A 21,989-nucleotide genomic window follows, 5' to 3' on the forward strand; every position below is an offset into this window, starting at 1 on the left:
GAAAACCACGAGGAGATTAATTCCCTCGTGGTTTTATGCTTTCTATGAGTAACTATTTTTTATATTTTTACTTACTCATGAACCCTTTATGAGTAACACTTTCGTAGATTTCTGCTCTTTTACTTACTCATGAACCTTCTATGAGTAACACTTTTATAGATTTCTGCTCTATTACTTACTCATGAACCTTCTATGAGTAACTGTTTTTCATTTTTCTACCTTTTTAGTTACTTATGAACACTCTATGAGTAACACTTTTATAGATTTCTCCTCTTTTACTTACTCATGAACCATTTATGAGTAACACTTTCGTAGATTTCTCCTCTTTTACTTACTCATAAACCTTCTATGAGTAACACTTTCGTAGATTTCTCCTCTTTTACTTACTCATGAACACTCTATGAGTAACACTTTTATAGATTTTTGCTCTTCTACTTACTCATGAACACTCTATGAGTAACACTTTCATAGATTTCAGCTCTTTTACTTACTCATGAACACTCTATGAGTAACACTTTTGTAGATTTCTGCTCCTTTACTTACTCATGAACACTCTATGAGTAACACTTTTATAGATTTCTGCTCCTTTACTTACTCATGAACACTCTATGAGTAACCATTTTTCATAATTTCACCTTTTTACTTACTCATGACCTTACCTGAGTAACCATTTTTCATATTCAATGTAATTTACGATCGCGTGAATCGATCACTATTAACTTCAATTCTTTTTTCAATATTACCTAGGTTTTCTTTAAACACACTAAAACCACAAGCAGATTAATTCCCTCGTGGTTTTTCTGCACTTCAAACGACCTATTCCACTCTCTAATAAAAAAAGCATGCACCCGGTATTGTACCAGATACATGCTCTTGGGTTATCTATTATTGGTAGAACTTCGAGTATTCAAAGGTCAAAGCTTATTTTCTAGCTCCGTCTTTTCCAACTTTATATTTACCAACTTTAGTATTTACAGCCATTACGCCTGATTTGTTGAAGTAATAATATTTACCACTTATTTTTTTCCAGCCATTGTTAAATCTTGATCCATCGCTGTTTAAGTAGTATTTTTTACCACTTACTGTTAACCAGCCAGTTTTTACTACACCGTTTTTATCGAAGTAGTAGTATTNNATATTTCTTACCACTTACTGATAACCAACCAGCTTTTGCTTTCACACCAGTTGAATTGAAGTAGTAAGTTTTTCCTGAGATTACATTCCAGCCAGTAACTTTTTCACCTTTACTGTTTAAATAGTAAGTGTCTTTACCATCGTTTAACCAACCAGTTTGCATGTAGCCATCTTTATTAAAGTAGTACCACTTGCCACTATTGTTTAACCAACCAATGTGTAAAGTACCATCTTTGTCTGCATAAACCATTTTAGAACCAACTTGTTTCCAAGCTTTGCGTAATAAACCTGATTTTGCATCAAAGTATGCTTTATCACCGTATAAGTTGAAGATACCAGATTGCGCTACACCTTTTGAATCAAAGTAGAAGTACGTATTGTTTTCTGGAACAAACGTGATGTCTGTTGCCATTGAACCGCCTTCGTCAAAGTAATAGCGTTTTCCACTTAAATCTAACCAACCAGTTTTCATTACACCAGTAGATGGGTCGAAGTAGTAAGTAGATACCCAAGTGTAATCGTCTTCTGTTTGTTTTAGCTCTAAGAAGCCTTTGTGCATTTTACCATCTTCGTCGTAGTAGTAAACTTTATTATCGTCATTAACTACCCAACCAGTTGTTTTTGGAGCATCTGCACGATTAATTACTACTTCCTTCACTGTTTCATTACCAGCAAGGTCAGTCGCTCTTAACGTAATTTTGTTTTCTCCCTCTTTTAAAGGAACAGTTACTTTATAATCTTTGTTTAGTGGTTTTACAACATCCACTGGGCTAATTAATGGTATTTCAAATTCGTGGTTTTCACCAACGTAGAAGTTTAAGTAGCTATAGTTATCTTTTAAGTTTACATTGAATGACACTTGATCTACGTTTTTATCAACGCGAGCAGGTGCATCTGTAGTAATTTCTGCTGCATGTGTATCAATATACACGTGACGAGCAACTGAGAAGCTCTTATTCGCAAAGTCTGTTGCTTCAACTTGTACAGTGTAAGGACCATCTTGGTCAAACGTTACAGTTGTTGAATAGTTGTAGTGGTCAGTCTTCGCATCATAAGTAACTGGTACTTCTTTTCCATTAACTTTAACTGCTTTAATACCAATTTCATCTGTTACGAAACCTTTAACTGGTACTTTATTGTCACTATATGCTCCCCATGGTTCTGGAGAATTTGGAACATAACCGCCTTTACCATCTGATGTACCGTCAGTAATGTACACTAATGGAAGATCTACGTCACCAATTGCCGCAGTATCTTCTGCTGCATTACCAGCGTAGTCCATCGCAAGTACTTCAACTACTGATTTATCAGGTGCTGTAGATAAATCAAATGATGATTTTGTAGAGTCAGTTGTTCCTTTAAGAGTTCCATTTACAAAGACACCATAAACTTGAACTCCAGTTCCATCATCTGAACCTTCCCAAGTTACAACTTTTTTATCTGGATCGTAAGTTGCTTTAATACTTGGAGCGTGAGTATCAACGTAAACAGGGATTGTCTTAGATTGCCACTCTGCATCTTTATAGCCAATTACAGATTTAATCTCATATTTATATAAACCGTCAGGAACTACTTGACCGTTTACTTTACCATCCCAAATAGTTGACTCACTATCCTTCATGATCTGGCCTTTACCATTATCATAAGCATTTTTAGTAACATCTGATTGAGCAGATAAACGACGAAGGAATTTGCCGTTGTTATCAAGGATGTTATATTGTACTTCTGAAGCATTTCTTAAGAATGATGGAAGTGCATTGATATCGTCAGCGAATCCATCTGTGTTTGGTGATAACGCATAGAAGTTTTTACCAGGAACAGAATTGTAGAAGTAATTATCACCATCACGTGTCATATCATGAGCACCTGAACCATAAAGCTTTTGTAAATTGAAATAACGTGTTTCACCAAGATCTTTCGTTCCATCAACGATTGGCAGTTTATCCCACTCACCGTAGTAGCCTACGTATGGAGCCGTTAAGTTTGGATTTCCAACTGTACCGATAAGATTTACTGAACCTTCAACAAAAATATTGTCATGAAGAGCTTTAGTAGCTGGTTTACCATCTTTATCGAATCCTGGAATTGTTGCATTCGTTAAATCAACTTTTACAGTGAAATCTACTGATTTACCTGCTGGTACCATAACTGTTTCAGGAGCATCGATTTTAACTCCATCAAGTTTACCTGTTTGAAGTTTATTACGATCAACGCCAGTAACTTGATCAAATTCATCAGTTAGTGCAGTTGTATCTACTTTATAGAATGCATCTTTATCAGAAATATTTTTAGCAGTGAACGTCATTGAAACTTGTTTAGATTGGAAATCTTTCAATTCGTACTTTGCTTCACCTGTTGACTTATTATAGAAATAAACTGGTGTTTTAACAGCATTTTCAATTTGCATCATACCAGCACCTTGACGGCGTGGAGAGTACGGATGACCATCTAAATCGTTTATAACTTTAGCTGTATTCATTAATAATACTTTTGCTAAATGAGTACGCTCGCTAACGCTTAAAGAGCTAAAGCGTGTATCATTTTTTAAGTACTCTTGTACTAATGCAGAACCACCAGCTACGTGTGGAGCTGCCATTGAAGTACCACTCATTACCTCATATTGGTTGTTATTAACAGTTGAGTAAATATTTCCACCTGGAGCAGTGATTTCAGGTTTTAACTCAAGACTTGGTGTAACACCCCATGAAGTAAAGCTTGTCATACGGCCCATTTCAGGACTTTCATTTTTAGCTGTTTGGTTAACATGGATTGTTCCTGAACCATTAATTGCGTTCGCTAATGCTACTCCATCTGCATAAGAGTTAACAAGCATGATTGGAACATCCCAACCGCCTTGGTCAGCGTATTGTACTCCGTTTGTCGCATTCCATACGATAATACCAGCAGCACCCGCTTGAGCAGCATACTTCGTCTTATCTGCAAAAGTATATGAACCACGCGCCACTAATACGATTTTCCCTTTAACATCTACACCTTTATAATCATCTGGTCCACCTAATTTGTAGCTTCCATCACCGTTTTTACCAAGGTTTACAACTGGAATATTTCCACCAAATTTATCTGATAGATCTTTCCAACCATCAATACCTTTTCCTAAGACACTTAAACTATTATTTCCATCAACAGTAATCGCATTTTCATATAGATAAGCTTCATTTCCAGAAGCAGCTACTGAAATTGTATCTTTGTTAAGACCAGGCGCACCTGTTACACCGATATCAGGATTTTGTGATAATGGATTATCCCATCCGTAACCAATATGATTTGAGTTACCAGAAGAAACAGCACATACAATACCGTTATCAACTGCACGAGTAATGGCAAGATCCTCTGCACTATTTGGCTCATAAGAAGATGCTACTGAACCAAGACTCATGTTTAATACATCAGCACCTAGTTTAATAGAATCATCGATTGCTGCAAGATAAATATCTGACCATGTAGATGGGTAACTTGGGTCATTACTGAATACCTTCATCGCAAGAACTTGCGCTTCCGGTGCAACCCCTTTAATACCACCGTTTGCTTCGTCACCGTTAGCAGCTGTAATACCTGCTACGTGCATACCGTGCATTGAAGCCCCTGGTCCAAGGTCTGTTACAATGCTGTTTTGGTCATAATAGTTATAACCATAAGGAACTTTGTCAGTGTAGAATTTACCTGGAAGTCCTTTATCTTTTACAAGCTGAGCTACTGAGTCTTTCGTTAAGTCCTCTTTTGAAGGATCAGTTAATTTAAAGTCGCGGTGAGTAGGGTCAATACCTGTATCGATAATTGAGATAACCATCCCTTTACCGTCATATCCAGTGTCTTTCCAAGTTTCCTTAGACTGGATAAATTGATGACTCTTCGTCATATCTGGCGTAGAAGGCTCAGCAGTAGGACGATTGTATTCGTTCGCTAAATAAACATTTTTTACACCTGAAGTAGCTTCAATTTTTGCTACATCACCGTATTCAACTACACCACTGAAACCATTAAATGCAGTTGAGAATTGTTTCTTATAGCTAATGCTAATTCCTTTTGATTGTAAATTTGATTTTACTGAGTTTTGTTGGCTTTCTACTGTAGCATAAAGACTAGATTTTTGACTTGCAGATAAGTCTTTAAATAATTTACCTTGTTTAGTTGCATATTCAACTGGAGATTGTCCATCAACTTCAACGATAACGCGCACTTTATCTGAAGCTTTTAAATTAGCACGATCAGCAGTTTCTGCTACGTTACTATTATTCTTTGTATTAAGATTCTTTGAATCTAATTGTCTAAGTTGATCTAATTTTGACTGCAAATCACCCGGGCGGTAAGAAGCAGCTGATGTAGGTGCAACAAAAGCTAAATTAGAAAGAGCAAGAGCAGATGCCAGAGCATATGTAGTAACTTTACGATTCTTTTTGTTAGTCATTTCCCATTTCCTCTCAAAAAATATAATTTTTAAATGAATAATAAAATAGATTAGTACAAAAACTTCCCCTGTTAAGTACAGTAAATCGAGGAATATCGACAGATTCATAGAATCGTTTCTCGATCAAGAACGTGCCAAATTACCCCTAACATTTTTTTCCAGATAACCCCCTTATTTCTCCCTTCATCTATACTGTCCTATTAATACCCATACTTTTTTAATAATTCTTTAATAAAGTTTTTAAGTAAATAATAGATAATTTAAATAATTCTTTTTTTGAGTCGAAATTCCTTTATAAAATTCCTAATATTTTTAATTTTTTTAAATTTTTATGTATTTTTAATAAGATTTTGTAAAATTTTGTATTAAATTAGCGTTTTTAGCTTATTTCTATAGATTTAAAGTTCTATATTCAGAATTCTTATAGATAAATATTCACAGAATGTTTAAAACTCAAACGAACCCCTTCAAGACTTTTTGGAAAACAAATTATTAAACTCCTGAATAAAAAGTATGTAGTGCATTTTGAGGAAATGAGTAGATAGTATCTCTAAATAAAAAAGGCAGCACCACATTATGGTCGCCACCTTAAGACATTTGTTTTATTTAAAGAACTTAGGTAAATATTGTTTATGTGCTTCAAGCATCTCGTCTACAATTGCTACAGCAAGTTTATCATTCGCTACAAGTGGATTAATCGTTAAAGCAAGAATTGCTTTTTCACGATTACCTTCTACAGCAGCCTCAATTGCCGTTTGTTCAAACGATTTAATCGTTTGAATTAAACCTCGAACAGGAACTGGTAGTTCTCCCATTGTTAATGGAACTGGTCCATCTTTCGTGATCACACAACTTACTTCTACAGCACTATCATATGGTAAGCCTGAAATTGCTCCTTTATTCACCGTATTCAATGGTTGAATATCTCTTGTATCATTATAAATCGATGAGATTAATCGACATGCCGCATCAGAATAGTAAGCCCCACCACGTTCTTCTAACTCCGGTGGTTTTACATCTAGCGCTTCATCTTTGTATTTTTCAAAAAGAGATGCTTCAATTTTTTGCACGACTTCTGCGCGTGTTTCGTTCGACTCAAAGTCTTTTAATGCTCTTTCTAGCATCTCAGATGTTTTGTAGTAATAGTGATGATATGAACAAGGAATGACATTAATTGCTTTAAGGAATTCAGGTGCCCACTCTTCTGCATCTATATTTTTTACAAAGCTTGCATTAGTTGGGTCCATAATCATTTCAAGTACTTGCTCTTTTACACTAAATCCATCTAAATAAACCTCTACTCCAAATACCATATGATTTAGGCCTGCAAAATCAATTCGTACGCGTGAGTGATCTACATTTAAAAGTTTTGCAATACCCATTTCCATTCCGATCGGTATATTACAAAGACCTATAAATCTTTTAATATTTGAATATCTTAATGCCGCCTCTGTCACCATGCCTGCAGGGTTTGTAAAGTTTAGTATCCAAGCATTCGGGCATAGCTCTTCAACTTCATTACAAATATCTAAAATAACTGGAATTGTACGTAGTGCTTTAAACAATCCGCCTGCCCCATTTGTCTCTTGACCAATTACACCATGTTTAAGCGGAATTCTTTCATCAAGAGCACGAGCAGCTAGTTGTCCAACGCGAAGCTGTGTTGTAACAAAATCAGCATCCTTCAAAGCCTCACGACGATTATAAGAAAGATGAATTTCCATTGGAACTCCGGCCTTTTTGACCATACGTTTTGCTAAAGCACCAACTGTTTCTAATTTTTCACGACCTGCCTCTACGTCAACAAGCCAAAGTTCTGATACTGGTATTTGTTCATAACGGTTAATAATGCCTTCAACCAGTTCTGGCGTATAGCTTGAACCCCCGCCTATTGTAACAATTTTAAGTTTCTTAGACATTATTTTTGACCCCCTTCATACAAGTCAACGAATTCTTTTGCCATGTCTTTTACGGTCATTGCATTCATTAAGTGATCTTGTGCGTGAATCATTAAAAGTGAAATCTCTGTTGGAGTGCCACCAATCTCAGATTGAATAAGGGTTGTTTGAATATGATGTGCTTCATTTAAAGCATCACCCGCTTCTTGCAATTTCTTATGTGCTAATACGAAGTCTTTTTTCTTTGCTGCTTTAATAGCTTCCATTGCTGCACTTCGACCGTTACCACCGTGTAGGATCAGTGTGAAAATTTCCGTTTCATTTTTAATCATAAAAATGACCTCCTCTCTTTTTTATTAAAATTTTTTATTATATACCTCTCGTTTAAGGCAATCATCGTAAATTGCTTGAATAAAGAGAAGAAGAGTCACTTCTCAATAATTAAGACTACTTGTTTTTAATTAATTCGATGGCTTGTTCTAAGATCGCTTCACCATCACACATGCCATAATTCATCATATTAATTACTTCAACCGGAATATTTTTCTCTCCGCAGATTTCTTCCATTTCTTCTAAAAGGAATCGTACTTGTGGTCCTAGTAATAACACATCAGCCTCATCGATTTCTGAACGAACAACTGATTCAGAAACTGCCCATATACGTGCTGTAATTCCGTTTGACTCAGCAACTTTTTCCATTTTTGAAACGATTAGACTAGTTGACATTCCAGCAGCACAGCAAAGTAAAATATTCATGATAATTTCCTCTTTCTTTAGTAAGTTTTTATAATTCGTTCTTATTAATAACGACAAAGCGTCCGATTCGATCGTGTACAGCTAAAGATTTTTTATTAGCAAACATGCTAATAACAGATAAAAAGAATGGGAAACCTTGAAAAATGAACATCGTCAAAAATTTAAAGAAACTTCTAACAATCACTAGTAATATATAAGGTAGTTTTCCTTTTTGGTTATTAATACGTGTTAACTTTAATCGGAAGAGCATCTTTCCAATTGTCGATCCTCTTAACAATAAAGTTGTTACAACGTCATAACAAAAATAGATTATAAGCGATTGTAGAAACGCTTCATTAAAAAGAGCCATTACCTTTACCGCAGCATCTTGACTTGCTGTAGATTTTTGAAGCTCTATCATATTTGCAAGAACTCCTGGAAAGTTTGGCAGTCCCGTTATTCTATATACGATTGACAAGATGATTGAAACAATTATTGCATCAATGATAAAGGCACCGATTCTTTTTAATCGAAACGAAGTAATAATTTTTTGTCGATTTTCCATAGTTGTAGTCCCTTCTAATCAATAATCCGTTTTTTAAAGACCTATCAAATCATCGAAATGATTTGGGTGCCATTCATGTATCGGATGACACCCGAAAGGAGATCGGCTTAAAATTAATTTTTAGCTTTCTCCAATTCCAAATTTTTCTTATCCCACATACGAATGAATGGGAACCAAATAAGTGATGCTACTGCAAAAGCGACTAATTGCATAACTACACCCATAATTTTTCCACCCGTCATAAGATATCCGCTTATGAAATACGGGGTTGTCCAAGGAATTATTGTTCCTGTTGTATGAGGGAAAATTCCCATCGCTGTACCAAAATACGTAACCGTTAACACTGCTACTGGTGCCAGAATATAAGGAACGATTAAAAATGGATTTAAAACGATTGGAACACCAAACATTATTGGTTCATTAACGTTAAATATCGAAGGTCCAATTGCTAGACGTCCTACCTTCTTAAGTAGTTTTGACTTCGCTAAAAACGTCATATAGATTGCTACCGGTAAAGTAGCACCTGATCCACCCATCCAGATTCCATTTTCATAGAATGTATACGTAATGATATGTGGTAGTGCTTTACCAGCTTTTACTGCTGCTAAGTTAGCATCAGCATTTTGTATCCAAATTGGTTCCATAACAGATGTAATGATTGATGAACCGTGGATACCAAAGCTCCATAATAGATGTTCCATTAAACACGCGACAAGCGTACCAATATAAGTTGAACCTAAAATTGTAAATGGTCGTGTCACAACTTTATGAACAAAAGTTGCAAAATCTCCCCAACCTGTATGACTAAATCCATATCTAACTAGTAAGAAGAAAAGGATAATCACAAAACCAGGAATAAGAGCCGTAAATGAACGAGAAACCGATGGCGGTACCGTGTCTGGTAACGTAATAATGATCTTCTTTTGTAAGAAGAAACGATAAATTTCAGCAGTAATAATTGCAATGATTAATCCAACGAACAAGTATTGTGCACCAAAAAGATCAGGTGACCAAGCCGATACAGTTTCCTTACCGACTTTAAAAGTGCTCATAATGTTAACAATTAAATAACTTGCTAACGCTAATACTCCGGCTGGAACTCCGTCAATATTCTTTTTATCGACCTTATAGCTACTAGCTAACGAGTATGCAACACCAAATACTGCTACTAAGGCGATAATCCCCATTGAACCGTTATATACGATGTCTCCAAAAGCATTCCAATTTTCACCAAACACTTTTGACATAAAGTTTTGATACCAATCTGCTTCTAACCAAGCTACGATAATGAAAAATGAACCAATAATCATTAGTGGCATTGCAAACATAATACCGTCACGTAAAGCTAGTAAGTGTCTTTGATTGCCTATTTTAGAAGCAATCGGTAAGAATTTTCTTTCAAAAAAATTACTTTTCATTTTTCTCACCTCTCTGAGGATTAAGGATCTTAGTAAATTTGGAAATTCCTTTTCTACTAAGATCCTTGGAATTTATTCAATAATATTTAGTTTTTTACTTACAATTTATAGTTTGTATTTAACAACTGTTGTGTAATTTCCGTAAACCTTCACTTTACCAACTAGAGTATAAGCACGAACTTTAAAGTAATAAGTTTTACCTTTAACTAGCCCTGTTGCAGTATATGTTCCTGAAGTAGTTGTTTTTGTCACTTTATCAGAGAAGTCACTCTTCGTTGCGCGAACAATTTCATATCCAGAAACACCGCTTACTGAAGCCCAGTTTACTTTAACTGAAGTTGTACTTGCTTTTACTGCCTTTAAACCTGTTGGCGTAGCAACAGTCCATTTTGCGTAAAGTGTTGTATTTGCTGTTACTTTATCAGTCGTAAAATTCCATGCAGTTTTAAGTGCAGCATCTTTGTACCATCCAGCGAAGACAAATCCTTTTCTTGTTGGATTAGCTGGTTTTGTAACAACAGAATTATAGTTTACTGTTTTAGCAGTAACTGCAGACCCACCATTACTATTAAACGTAGCCGTGTACTTGTTAATATTCCACTTAGCATAAAGAGTAGTTGATGCTGTTACTTGATCAGTTGCAAAGTTCCATGCTTGTGTACCTGCTACATCTTTATACCAGCCAACGAAAGTATAGCCTGTTTTTGTTGGTTTTGGAGATGTGATCGATTCGTTGTAACTAACAATCTTTGAATCTACTACAGTTCCACCTTGAGAATCAAATGTAACTGTTTGTTTTGCATCTTTAGATACTGTGCGTTCGTAAACCATCACATGGCTATCATTTGCAAAAGCAGGATCTCCATCTAGTGTCATACCAGAATATACTACTGTTGCAGTGATATTAGCTGGCTTGTCTGTTTTGTACGTAACTTTTCCATCATTATCGACAGTAACGTCGTCTGGTGAAGATGACTCGTAACTAACTTCTACATATTTATTTCCTTCTTCATTTAATCCTGATTCAGCCATTGCATTTTTTAACCAAGTTGGATATGCGAAAGAATTTTTATCAAGTTCAGCTGGAGCAATTTTTTCTCCTTTTGTCATCGGGTCTACAACTTTAATTGTATATGTTACTTTTTTCGGTGTTCTAAAGAACCCATCAATTGTATAGCCAGTAACAGTCACTGTACCTGGTTTTAAAGCAGTTGCGTATGCACCATAGTGCTCACCATCAACACTAATTCCAGTAGCATCTACATTTCCTACTTCATCGTAAGCCGCTAAATTTCTTAAGTCGATTACTGAAGAAACATTTGAATCAGCATTGATTTGCGATGGTGTTCCATTGCTATATCCTGCTAGATCCCAAGCATTCGTTAACCATGCTACGTTTTTCGTATAACCTGTCGCTTTAGCATCCAACTTAACTGAGTCACCTACATTAATCGTGAATGTATGTGTATCCTCATTATATTTAGCGTTTGGATTCATAGCCGCTACATTAGTTGGGTAGTCTAAGCTTTCTGTACCGTTATTTACAGGTGCTGTAACCTTTGAACCTAAATCGTCTACATAAGCAGCATCCTCAGGGTTTTGCGTTAACCAATAAGGCATAGATGTTACAGTTGAAGATTCCATTGATGTGCTGTTACCTGAATCAATTGTTCTTCGATCCATCGTTCCGAAAATGTTTGTATTGTATTTAGACATCATTATTTCATCACGTGGAATAAGTTGGTCAACCATTAAATCTGGTGTAACATGTGTTACGTCATTTCTATTGGCAGAAAGAACATCCCAGTTTACGAAGTTGTTTGGAATACGCGTCATTTGCCATGTTGAACCTGCAAGGTCAACAGTTGAGTTTGCGATACTAAATCCTTTATCTTTCATTGCACCTAAAGAAGCTGCGTAGAAAGTTGACATAAATGGATTTTTCTCTCTTTTTTCGTTAAACCACCATTGGTTCATGCCTTGTAAGATACCTTGAGAAGTTGATTTTTCAGCATGGTGAGATAACGTGTAGTATGATAATGCTGCTTCTTCTTCATCAGAATAGTTCATATATGCTTCGTAAGATACACCACTTACACCGATATCATCTCCGTTATGAGCCGAAATACCAAAGTATCTAGAGTGGTATTGCAATGACATATCCATTAGTGAAGTTGAGTTATATGACTTTGGATATCTTGTTTCGTAATCATTGTGTTCTGACTTTGTAGGCGCTTCCACACCATTCATCACTTTGTATTCGTTTGCAAAATCAAGTGGAGCAATTACTGCAACTCCTTGGTTTTCAAGTGCAGCTTTTTCTTCAGGCGTATAGTTACCCATATCTCTTGCAGCTACAAGCATTTGTAATGCTAATGTTGCATTTAACGGACCATCTTCATAATCATTTCTACCCCAAGCATTTGATACACCATCAAGGAATTCCGGATTTAAATTTGCCCATTTAGTCGGAGCTGAAGGAGCATTTAATCCATTTCCAGGAGCAACTCCATTAAAACGAGATTCAATTGGGTTTTCTCCAGTCACACTTACTTGGTAATAGTTGTTTAAAACCATCGCATTTGTATGGTTAATCAAATCGTTTTTCACAAGAGCCGCTAATTCAGGATCGCTATCTTTGAATGTGTTATAAGCAAGGTCTAATGTGAAGTAATGACCTACTAATTCATCTGTAGACGTTGTTGCTTTGTAATAGACTTTATCTGAGTCTAATGCTTTTGTAGCATCATCTAGACCAGGGTTTTGATCTCTTACAATATTTGTTAAACGTGATGGTACTGCAACAGTGTCATATGCTTTAATGCCTGCAGTTCCCCCATTGTTTTTACCAGGGACAGAATATTTAACTTCTTTTCCATCTACATCTGTAGTAGTTCCAGCGCTTTTTTGTAACCAAGCTTGATCCCATGACTTACTTTCTGTAGTTGTAGAACCATTATTACTACCATCTACTTTGTATGATCTTGCAAAGAATCCAGCAGAAGCAGGTTTTCCTGTATCAGTTAATGTATAATTTCCATCTTGATCAACGAAAACAGGTTTTCCTTCATTTGTTGCAAGCCATGCCTTACCTTCATCAATCGTCGTTACTTTTCCACCAAGTGAGTTAACGATATATACAACGTCATTTACATTGTCTTTTGAAGGTACTTTTAACTGCATTCCAGAAACATAACCAAGTGTTACGATCGCTTCAACAGCACGAATAGCAGAAGCTTTTGCATCGATTGTCCTAGCATCTTTTTCACCAAAGTTTTCTTTCATGTAGTTGTATCTCCAAATTTCACCTGAAGCGTACATTGTAGTCCATAATCCGTCATTATCTGTATCAGAAACTGAAGTTATTGCATCTTTATCGGCAGTCATAAGTGCTTTAATCATATTATTTTGATCAGAAAAGCTCATAGATCCAGATTGGAATCCAAATCGGTCTGCATAGTTTCTAGAAATTTCTTCCTGAACTAATGATTTACCCATTAGAGACATTTGCTTTCTTACAATATGAGTTGCATTTCCTTTTGCACCTAAAATCCAAAGTCCATTATTACCATCAGGCATTATGTTCGTAATGACCTCTTTAGCGTTAAATTGAGTTGGATTACCGTTTTTATCAATTCCAGATCCTGAATTTTCACCAGTTTGCGGAATATATCTTCCACCTTGCAAATATTGAATTTGATCAGCTGGTGCTAAGTTCGGATCATATAAAGTAATTGCATCTGATACAATACCAGTCGTGATTGGATGATCTTTTTCATCACCAAAGTTAACATTACCGTTAGACCTAAATAAAGTATCTTTTGAAATTAACCATTTCACACCATTTTCCCCATTAACATAGCCAACATAGCTTTTAGATGGGAATTTAGTTCCAGATGGTGCAGTTGGAATGTGGCTTGTCTTCCAAGTTGTAGAAGCAAGCGCAGCTGGAATATTTGAGTCGCCCGCTTTATAGTAGTAAACAAGCTTTTCTAGATTAGTATGTGATTGTGTCTCTATTACAGAAACCGTAATGTTTACTGTTGCAGGATTACCACTTCCATCTACTCCAGTACCAGTGATAATTGCAGAACCACCAGATACTCCTAGAATTTTCCCGCTAAAATCTCCCTTTGCATTACCGATTGTATCGACATATGCAACATAAGGATCAGAAGTTGTCCATTTTACTGGTTTAGTTGTATCTAAACCACTTGGTTTCGCATGAGTGATTTGTGTAGTATTCATAAAAATCTTAGTGCCAGTTGAAGTTGGCGCTACTGATTGAGTTGAAATAGTCGGTGCAGCTTTTGCAATAACACCATTAATAGGTGATGCAAACATTGATGCTGCTAATACTGAAGCTGGAAGAGCTCTACCAAAAAGCCATTTATTTCTTTTCATTTATCTTCCTCCAAATAATTTATCTTTTTTTGATTAATATATTGTCTTCTAAAATCTTATCTCTCTATTTAAAAATACTTACAGACCGAACGTTCCCCCACTTATTTCAGTGCATTTCTTATCATTAGGAACCATACTGAAATAAAATTTTTGAAATTTCGTACTGGAAATCGTTGAAATTATTTGACTTTAATACTTTCTGCTTCGCCTCGGGATGATCCATCAAATGTAAAAATAATCGACTTAACTCTTTGTGTAAAAATAAGTCTCCAGCGCGTAGGTTTATTAAAAATAGAATTTGTACGACTTTTCCGTCAATTGTCGGTGGATTTTTAAATATAACGACACTGATTGAGTCTTGAATTGCAACCATTTTTAAAGCGTGTGGTGCGGCAATTCCGTTTTGCAGGATCGTTGATATTTTTTCTTCTCGGTCGACTACTAAATCAGGGTAGTCAGGTGATGCATAACCTAGTTCAACAACTCTATTTGCCTTTTCTTTTATAAAAGCTTTGTAGTCGAATGACTCTTTACTTTCTTCAATCGAAAACAAATCATTATGAAACAGTGATAAGAGCGTTGGTACATCTTCTTTAACTTTATTAGCTGGATATCTTGTAAGCTTGCGTCGGATTCTCTGGACATCCGTTTCTGTTAGGATTGGTGCTACTTGAATATACGGAATTGAAATATGATCAAAAGGTATTGCAGTCGATGATACTAATAAATCATAGTTTTCTAGATTCACTGATTGGAGCTCGCTATACACAACAACCTCAATAGTCGCTCCTTGAAATAGTGACTCTAGTTTCATTTTCATTAAGTCCGCTGAGCCTGCACCTAATCCGTACGAAAGTAGAATTTTCTTATAGGAACTTAATTGTTTTTGTTTCTCTCTTTCCACATGGGCTGCAAGATGCATTGTTATATAGCCCATTTCGTCGCTGGAAAGTTCAAATCCCCATATTTCCTTTATCATTTCAGAAAAATTTAAAGCAATCATGAACACATCGGAATACCTACTGTATACATCATCTATCAATGGATTTGTAAGCTTTAAATTGAAATATAACCTTCTTAACAACGGATACATATGCATGATAAGCGTATTCAAAAGCTGCTGATCACCTGAAAACTGCGTAAAGAATGTTTGATCTAATTTTTCCAAACAATTCTTAAGTTTTTGTTCTAAATCATTCTTTTCTTCTTCCTCAATTTCGTCTACACTCGATTTCCCACTTATGTGAGCAGCTAAATAAATAATCTCACTCTGTGGTAGTACGACATGATAAAGCTCAGAAAGTATCTCACAAATTCTTTTAGCAATATTCATAAACGATGGCTTGATTAGAGATAAATCTAACTTCTTCTCTTGATTAGGCAAGATAAAGTTGTGTTGAGTTACTCGAAACGAAAGTACTTGGATATGAACTAAAATGTTTTCAAGTGCAAAATAACTTATTTTCAAGTGGTTATTTTGAACTTCTTCATTCAAGACAGCCCGAATTTCCTCAAAAGGAAACGCTTTCTCAAAAGTTTGATAATTTGATTTCTTTAACAGCCCTGTTTCTTTTTGACTTAAGAAGTAAGAAAATGCTCTTCTAAAATTTGTTTCGTCACCTATTAGACGAACACCATAGCGCGATTTTGTTTCTACTTTTAAATCAAAAATTCTAACTTGCTTTTCAACTTCAATCATGTCGCTAAAAACTGTTGATCTACTGATCATTAGACTATCAGCAAACAGATCAATCGTTTGAAATTCTGTCGTTTGAAGCAGAAGCATAATAATATTGTTCACACGAACACGAGGTAAGTCAGGAGCAAGTGCACCGTCAATTTCTTTCATATAGTTTTGGACCAGCTCTTGGTTTTCTACATGAAGTAAATAGCCTTCACCGCGTTTTTTTTGAATCACAAATCCAGACTTTTCTCCGATTACATTTAATTCTTTCAACTCGTTTCGTAAAGTCCGATTTGAAATTGCAAATTCTGATTCAAGTTCCTGTGACGAAAGTGACTTTCCTTTTTGATACAAATATTGCAATATTAAATCTCTTCGCATACATTACCTCACCACCCTAGATCCTGCTAATCTAGTAATTTTAGTTTACTTTTCATCAAATCTATTTAACAGTTTGAATTTTTCCAATATAGTTCGCAATTTAAATATAAATACCACTAGTTCATATGTTCAAAGTGACATATGTACCGCCATTGCTATAATACGACTTTAGACCTACGGGAAAATAGAGGTACTTTTTACTAACGCCAATCAGTCTAACTAATTTTGTATACAAATAAAATTCATATTACTTATAAAAGCGCTTGGATAAAGGGATTCACTATTTAACTGTTTTAAGTATTTCTTAACGACGTATTAGAAATTCCGTAATACGGTACTCCTCCTTAAAACCTATGTGCATAAAAAAAAGCGCTCCATAAACTGGAAACGCAATAGATGATCGATATGATTTTAAACAAGCTAATCGAATTCATTTCATTTAATTTTTGAATACAAAATGTAAATTAAATTAACACTTAGCTCTTAACATTACACTCCATAGTACTTTGCAAACAGCTCTTTATTCCATTCATCTCCACCATCAACATTAGAGCTCTTAAATACTGGCGGTACAAGTCCTGCTTGATGATATTTTTTCGCAAGCATTATCGACATCGTCTGAGCTACAAATGCTCCTGCTATCGTTGAAGTCGCTCCCATTCCTGTTTTTGCTTCTTCTACATAAAAAGCAGCATCTCCAGGGCCAGTACAATTATTAACGACTATATCACTAAAGTCACAAAGGTACTTCCCACTACTATGTCTTGATTTTGAGTCTTTCGGATGATCAGGATTTGTAAACGCAATAACCTTTGCACCACATTCCTGTGTCATTTTTGCAAGTTCCACTGTCATTCCATTTCTTCCCGAGTTTGAAGCAATGACGAGTACATCCTTTGAGGTAATTTTGTATAAATCAAAAATTACTTTTGCATAAGCTTCTACACGTTCAATCACAGTGCTTTTTAAAGGATGATCATGTAAAAAGAATTCGTTCGGTAAAATAGGAGAAACTTTGGCAAATCCGCCCGCTCTTACATAAAATTCTTCTGCAAACATATGTGAGTGACCCGAACCAGTAACAAGGAAACGCCCTCCGTTTTGAATTGCTTCAAAAATACACGTTGCAGCTTCATCCATTTTTTGAATTTGAGTCGTATATAGTTTTTCAAGATTTGCCGTCACATATTTAAAATAATTTTCCATCATTCTATACCTTCTTCTATTAAATTTACCAACCGTACTTCTTTTCATTCCACTTTTTGATGACCAGGTCTTGCTTTACAAAAACAAGACTGTTTTGTTCGATATCTTTATCGATAATTGCACCCGCACCGAGCACGCTATAAGCACCAATTTTACAGCCTGGCATAATAATCGTATTAACGCCAGTTCTGCAATAATCACCAAGATAAGCTGCATTTGAAAAATGTAAAGGTACTTCCTTCCGCCCATTCACAACATGCTCAGTTTCTCCGTCATCAAAGCGTAATGTTCCGCAAACCGTTGCAGCTCCGATATCCGTATGACTGCCAATTGCACCATAAAACTCGCCATAGTGATATAGATAAACTTTATCCATTACCATCCCACCGAGGAATTCTGCACAATGATCGAAAATACAATATGATCCAATTGAAACACCATCATAAATGATACAGTAATTACGAATAACTGTTTGTTCACCAATTACCGCATTGCCATTAAAAATCGCTCCATTATCAATGATTGTATTGTCACCTACAATTAAGTTACCGTGAATAACAACTCGATCACCAATCGATGAATTCTTACCCAACTTTACATAACCATGAATGGTTGCTTGTTTTGAAATCGTCGCACCTTCTGCTAGCTCGTTTTCTTGAAGTGCATTACATAAGTAATTCACCATGAACTCATTTGCTTCTAACATATGCCATGGTTTATCAATATCAAAGAAATGACCACTACATTCAATCGCCTGCAATTTTGTTTTCTCTATCCATTTCAGAAGAGCAGCTTCAATATAGCGTTCTTTTGGAGCACCTACGCCTACTTTTACATTTGGAAAATAATCTGGCGTTCTTTTTATTTCATCTAAAATAGCTTCGTCAAATCGAAATCCTGCGAATTGATGGGTAATGCTGTCGCCACGATAGTGAGCACCGATCGACTGAACAAATCCATTTTCCATGCTTGCACCAATCCAATTTCTCGATGTCTCTTCTAATTTTTTCAACAAAACAGCAGGTTTTTTCGAACTAACTAATCTCATTAGATCCTCTTGTTCAATGATTGTATCTCCGTATAGAACTAGAAATTCTTCGCTAGAAGAGAGTTTCTCAATCCCCTTTACTAAACTTTCCGCGCTTCCTAAATTTGTTTGGTCGGTCACAAATTTAACATTCTTTATATCTGATAAAACATTTTCAATTTCTCTTTGATGCTCATCATTAACAACAACTACGATTTCTTCTATTCCCAAATCTAAAATAGATTCAATGTTATAACGTATTAATGGTTTTCCAGCGATATTTATGACTGTTTTAGAGCGAACCGTGTTGAAGGGAAACATTTTACTCCCTTTTCCTGCCGCAAGAATAACTGCACTTTTTACCATTTTAATACCTCGACTATAATAATTTTTACTTATACTCTACTAATCGAAATTTATTTTTACCTGCTAACAGATAAGGTAATAGGTCATGTGCAAATGGATGAACAAAACCAATCACATTATGCTCAACAGATTGCCCCAAATCTTTTAATGAAATTTGTACTTCTCCTTCATATTGTGCACTTCGATTATTTAAAACTGAAACCGAATACTTTCTTCTAGGTGCACAATAGCAATGAGGAACTTCGATTCCCCTTGTATCAGTCGCCCGAATGAGATTTGCAGGTTGATCGACTCTTGAAACAAGTACTTTTTCCAGAATTTTAAGTTTCGTTTGCTCCTGAACATATGGATTAAATACAACTGGAATTTCTATATAATCTTGCTTATAGCATCTTGCCATTTCCATAAGCTCTGAAAGATCTGCAAACGAATCGCCAATCAACACATCATTAAACCCATTTGCGAATAGCTCTAACATAGCAATATGGCTAGGTATGAAACGGTGCTTTTCAATCGTACAAACCCCATGACCCAAATGGTGTAAATCTTTAGGTGAAAGCTGTGATGCAATAAACCCTCCAACAGGCACATCAAATAAAGCAAATAAGTTGTTAATCGAGCGAATATCCTCAAGAGATAGCGCTGTGTCTGGCAAAGGAAAAAAGTTATGACAAGCCGTTAGTTGTCCAATGTTTCCTTCTCTTTCGACTATTTCTAAAAACTCGCGACACTCTCGCAAAGCGTTTCCATCATTATTATCAGAAGAAGACATTGAAGCATTAACTTCTATTTGAATTCCATGCTGATTTTTTGAAAGAAGTGCAACCTCTTCACTCGTAAACCCTCCATCAATACGAAGTCTCGTAATTCCCATCTTTTGTAGCGATGAAAGATCCGTTAAAGTGCAGCCTAGCTCATTGAAGACTTCATCATTCATATCAGCTGAAACAGTCATATTCAGCTCTTTGCAGTAATTCAGTAGTTCATTCCAAGTGTCTGCATTTACATTTTGCGCACCTTCAAATCCATGATTATTTAAAATCAATGAAACAAATACCTTTTTAAAGTCTAGCGAGCTAGCCTTCTTTAAATAGTCTTTGATTTGTTCTAACGGATAAAAGTTGGGATAAACACTAATTCCTATTTCACGCATCATAATCGCCATTCCTTATATTTTTATTTTTATCTTTACTTGTATTTCTCACCAATAATAATGGCACCAAAAACCGGATCATAAAGCGGTGCAGAAAGCTCTACTTGTGGTAAAGTGATACTTAACTTATTCTTCAACGTATCGAAATATTCAGATGACTTAGTTAGTAAACTACCCGCAACAGAAAGACGGAAATTCTCTGATTCCATTTGACGACTGATTCCTACAACTAATCGTACTAACTTATTAAGCTCTCCTTCAACAATCGTACGAGCTGCCTCGTCTCCATTTACCCATGCTTCTAAAATAATTGGTGTACACGAAGCTACCTTATCAACCGGAATTGTATCCTCCAAATATAATAAATCCATAAAATCTTCTGGAGAATTCAGCTGAAAATGACCAAGTAATTTTTCAGTAAATGAAGTAGGGGAAATCACTTTGTCATACTCTTGCATAACAGCTGAAATCGCATGTAAACCAATTTGAAAGCCTCCACCTTCATCACTAATTAACCCACCCCAGCCACCTGAGCGAATCGTATTTCCTTTTGCATCTACTCCCATAACGATTGAACCTGTTCCAGCAATCATTAAAGCATCTTTTCGGTCTCCGTTCCCACCAACAAGAGCGATTTCTGCATCATTTACAACTTCTAGCTGACACGTAAAACCACTCTCTTTTAATGCATTCAAATATATATCAATATCCTTCGGTCGATCTACTCCCGCAGAACCTAGTACAAGAATCGCATTTTGTAAACGCTCTCCAAAACAAGCAAATAGTGCTTCATATATTTCACTAAATACTGGTTTAAGTCCTTCAACGCCGATATTATTGTAATTTGACATCCCAAAATTTTGGTCAAAAAGCGTTTCTCCATCTAGACGTTCCTTTACCATAACTCTAGTTTTCGTTCCCCCGCCGTCCATTCCAATGATTAGTCTATTCATATTTATTGATTCACCCTTTCAATACTCAAATAAGATTCCTTATTGCAATCCAATTGGCACTCCAATGTAAAATCTCTTCGTTTCTTATTTCCTATCTCATTTAAATTTTTATTATGAATGTATGATTGCATTAATTGTAAAGTAAACTTTTTGCTTTTACTAGGAGGATATTTTCTTCTTAAAAAGGAAAAAAACCACTTATTAAAGATGAACTACTGCTCAAGCTCTTTATTCATTCATAGCAGTAGTAGCTTATACTTTTACATCTGTCTGTTTCTGAACTTCATCCGGCTGCGTGGTCGATTGTTGCCTTGGTTGAAGTTAAAGCTTATAGAAAAGTACCCTATAGGTAGACTTGTTTATCAGTCTTTTCTAAAGGGTACTTATTTGGTTTACATATTTAAAATAGTAGTGGCATATTCAAACGTACTTACATTGAATTTCAAATGTCTACTACTCTTATATTTAAGCTGTTTTTATCTTATTCATAATCTGGTTGATTTGAGTTTTTAATGCATAAGCTTTTGTACCGAAAATAGCTTGTAACGTATGATTAACGTTGCCTTTCAGTGTGTCGATATAGTACAAAAACTTGATTTTCAGGTTTTAAGGAGATAACCACTTGAAAAATAGTTAAAA

The 21,989-nt window shown here is 35.6% G+C and carries 13 protein-coding genes; all 13 read right to left on the reverse strand.

Annotation, left to right across the window (positions count from 1 at the left end):
- Positions 1 to 921 precede the first annotated feature (921 nt).
- Positions 922 to 1,149, reverse strand: a complete 228-nt coding sequence (locus CN692_RS05390; protein WP_098118111.1) for a hypothetical protein — start codon at positions 1,147 to 1,149, stop codon at positions 922 to 924.
- Positions 1,115 to 5,668 (reverse strand): S8 family serine peptidase, encoded by a 4,554-nt coding sequence (locus CN692_RS05395; protein WP_098118112.1) that lies wholly within the window; start codon positions 5,666 to 5,668, stop codon positions 1,115 to 1,117. The genes CN692_RS05390 and CN692_RS05395 overlap by 35 nt, the downstream gene beginning before the upstream one ends.
- A 494-nt stretch (positions 5,669 to 6,162) precedes the next feature.
- A complete protein-coding gene (locus tag CN692_RS05400) occupies positions 6,163 to 7,479 on the reverse strand; it encodes a 6-phospho-beta-glucosidase (protein WP_098118113.1) in 1,317 nt (438 codons plus the stop codon).
- The gene (locus CN692_RS05405) at positions 7,479 to 7,790 is read right to left on the reverse strand and encodes a PTS lactose/cellobiose transporter subunit IIA (RefSeq protein ID WP_098118114.1); all 312 of its coding nucleotides are present in this window, start codon (positions 7,788 to 7,790) and stop codon (positions 7,479 to 7,481) included. Before CN692_RS05405 ends, CN692_RS05400 begins: the two co-directional genes overlap by 1 nt.
- 115 nt (positions 7,791 to 7,905) lie before the next feature.
- The gene (locus tag CN692_RS05410; protein WP_098118115.1) at positions 7,906 to 8,214 is read right to left on the reverse strand and encodes a PTS sugar transporter subunit IIB; all 309 of its coding nucleotides are present in this window, start codon (positions 8,212 to 8,214) and stop codon (positions 7,906 to 7,908) included.
- 28 nt (positions 8,215 to 8,242) lie between these two features.
- Positions 8,243 to 8,758, reverse strand: coding sequence for an RDD family protein (locus tag CN692_RS05415; protein ID WP_098118116.1), 516 nt, complete (start codon positions 8,756 to 8,758; stop codon positions 8,243 to 8,245).
- A gap of 113 nt (positions 8,759 to 8,871) precedes the next feature.
- Positions 8,872 to 10,176 carry a PTS cellobiose transporter subunit IIC gene (gene celB / locus CN692_RS05420; RefSeq protein ID WP_098118117.1) on the reverse strand — a complete coding sequence of 435 codons (1,305 nt, stop codon included), beginning with the start codon at positions 10,174 to 10,176 and terminating at the stop codon, positions 8,872 to 8,874.
- Positions 10,177 to 10,281: 105 nt separating this feature from the next.
- Positions 10,282 to 14,580 carry an InlB B-repeat-containing protein gene (locus tag CN692_RS05425; RefSeq protein ID WP_098118118.1) on the reverse strand — a complete coding sequence of 1,433 codons (4,299 nt, stop codon included), beginning with the start codon at positions 14,578 to 14,580 and terminating at the stop codon, positions 10,282 to 10,284.
- 124 nt (positions 14,581 to 14,704) lie between these two features.
- Entirely contained in the window at positions 14,705 to 16,645 is a 1,941-nt protein-coding gene (locus tag CN692_RS05430) for a BglG family transcription antiterminator (RefSeq protein ID WP_098118119.1), read from the reverse strand.
- A 489-nt stretch (positions 16,646 to 17,134) separates the two neighbouring features.
- A complete protein-coding gene (locus CN692_RS05435) occupies positions 17,135 to 17,851 on the reverse strand; it encodes an SIS domain-containing protein (RefSeq protein ID WP_098118176.1) in 717 nt (238 codons plus the stop codon).
- Between the two features lie 25 nt (positions 17,852 to 17,876).
- On the reverse strand, positions 17,877 to 19,244 hold the full coding sequence (locus tag CN692_RS05440; protein ID WP_218923536.1) for a sugar phosphate nucleotidyltransferase: 1,368 nt from the start codon (positions 19,242 to 19,244) through the stop codon (positions 17,877 to 17,879).
- Positions 19,245 to 19,269: 25 nt separating this feature from the next.
- Positions 19,270 to 20,400 carry a MupG family TIM beta-alpha barrel fold protein gene (locus CN692_RS05445; protein ID WP_218923537.1) on the reverse strand — a complete coding sequence of 377 codons (1,131 nt, stop codon included), beginning with the start codon at positions 20,398 to 20,400 and terminating at the stop codon, positions 19,270 to 19,272.
- A gap of 32 nt (positions 20,401 to 20,432) precedes the next feature.
- Positions 20,433 to 21,350: an N-acetylglucosamine kinase gene (locus tag CN692_RS05450; protein ID WP_098118121.1), complete on the reverse strand. Its 918-nt coding sequence runs from the start codon at positions 21,348 to 21,350 to the stop codon at positions 20,433 to 20,435.
- Between the last annotated feature and the right edge of the window lie 639 nt (positions 21,351 to 21,989).

The sequence above is a fragment of the Bacillus sp. AFS002410 genome (assembly GCF_002556365.1).
In the GTDB taxonomy this organism is placed as follows: domain Bacteria; phylum Bacillota; class Bacilli; order Bacillales; family Bacillaceae_G; genus Gottfriedia.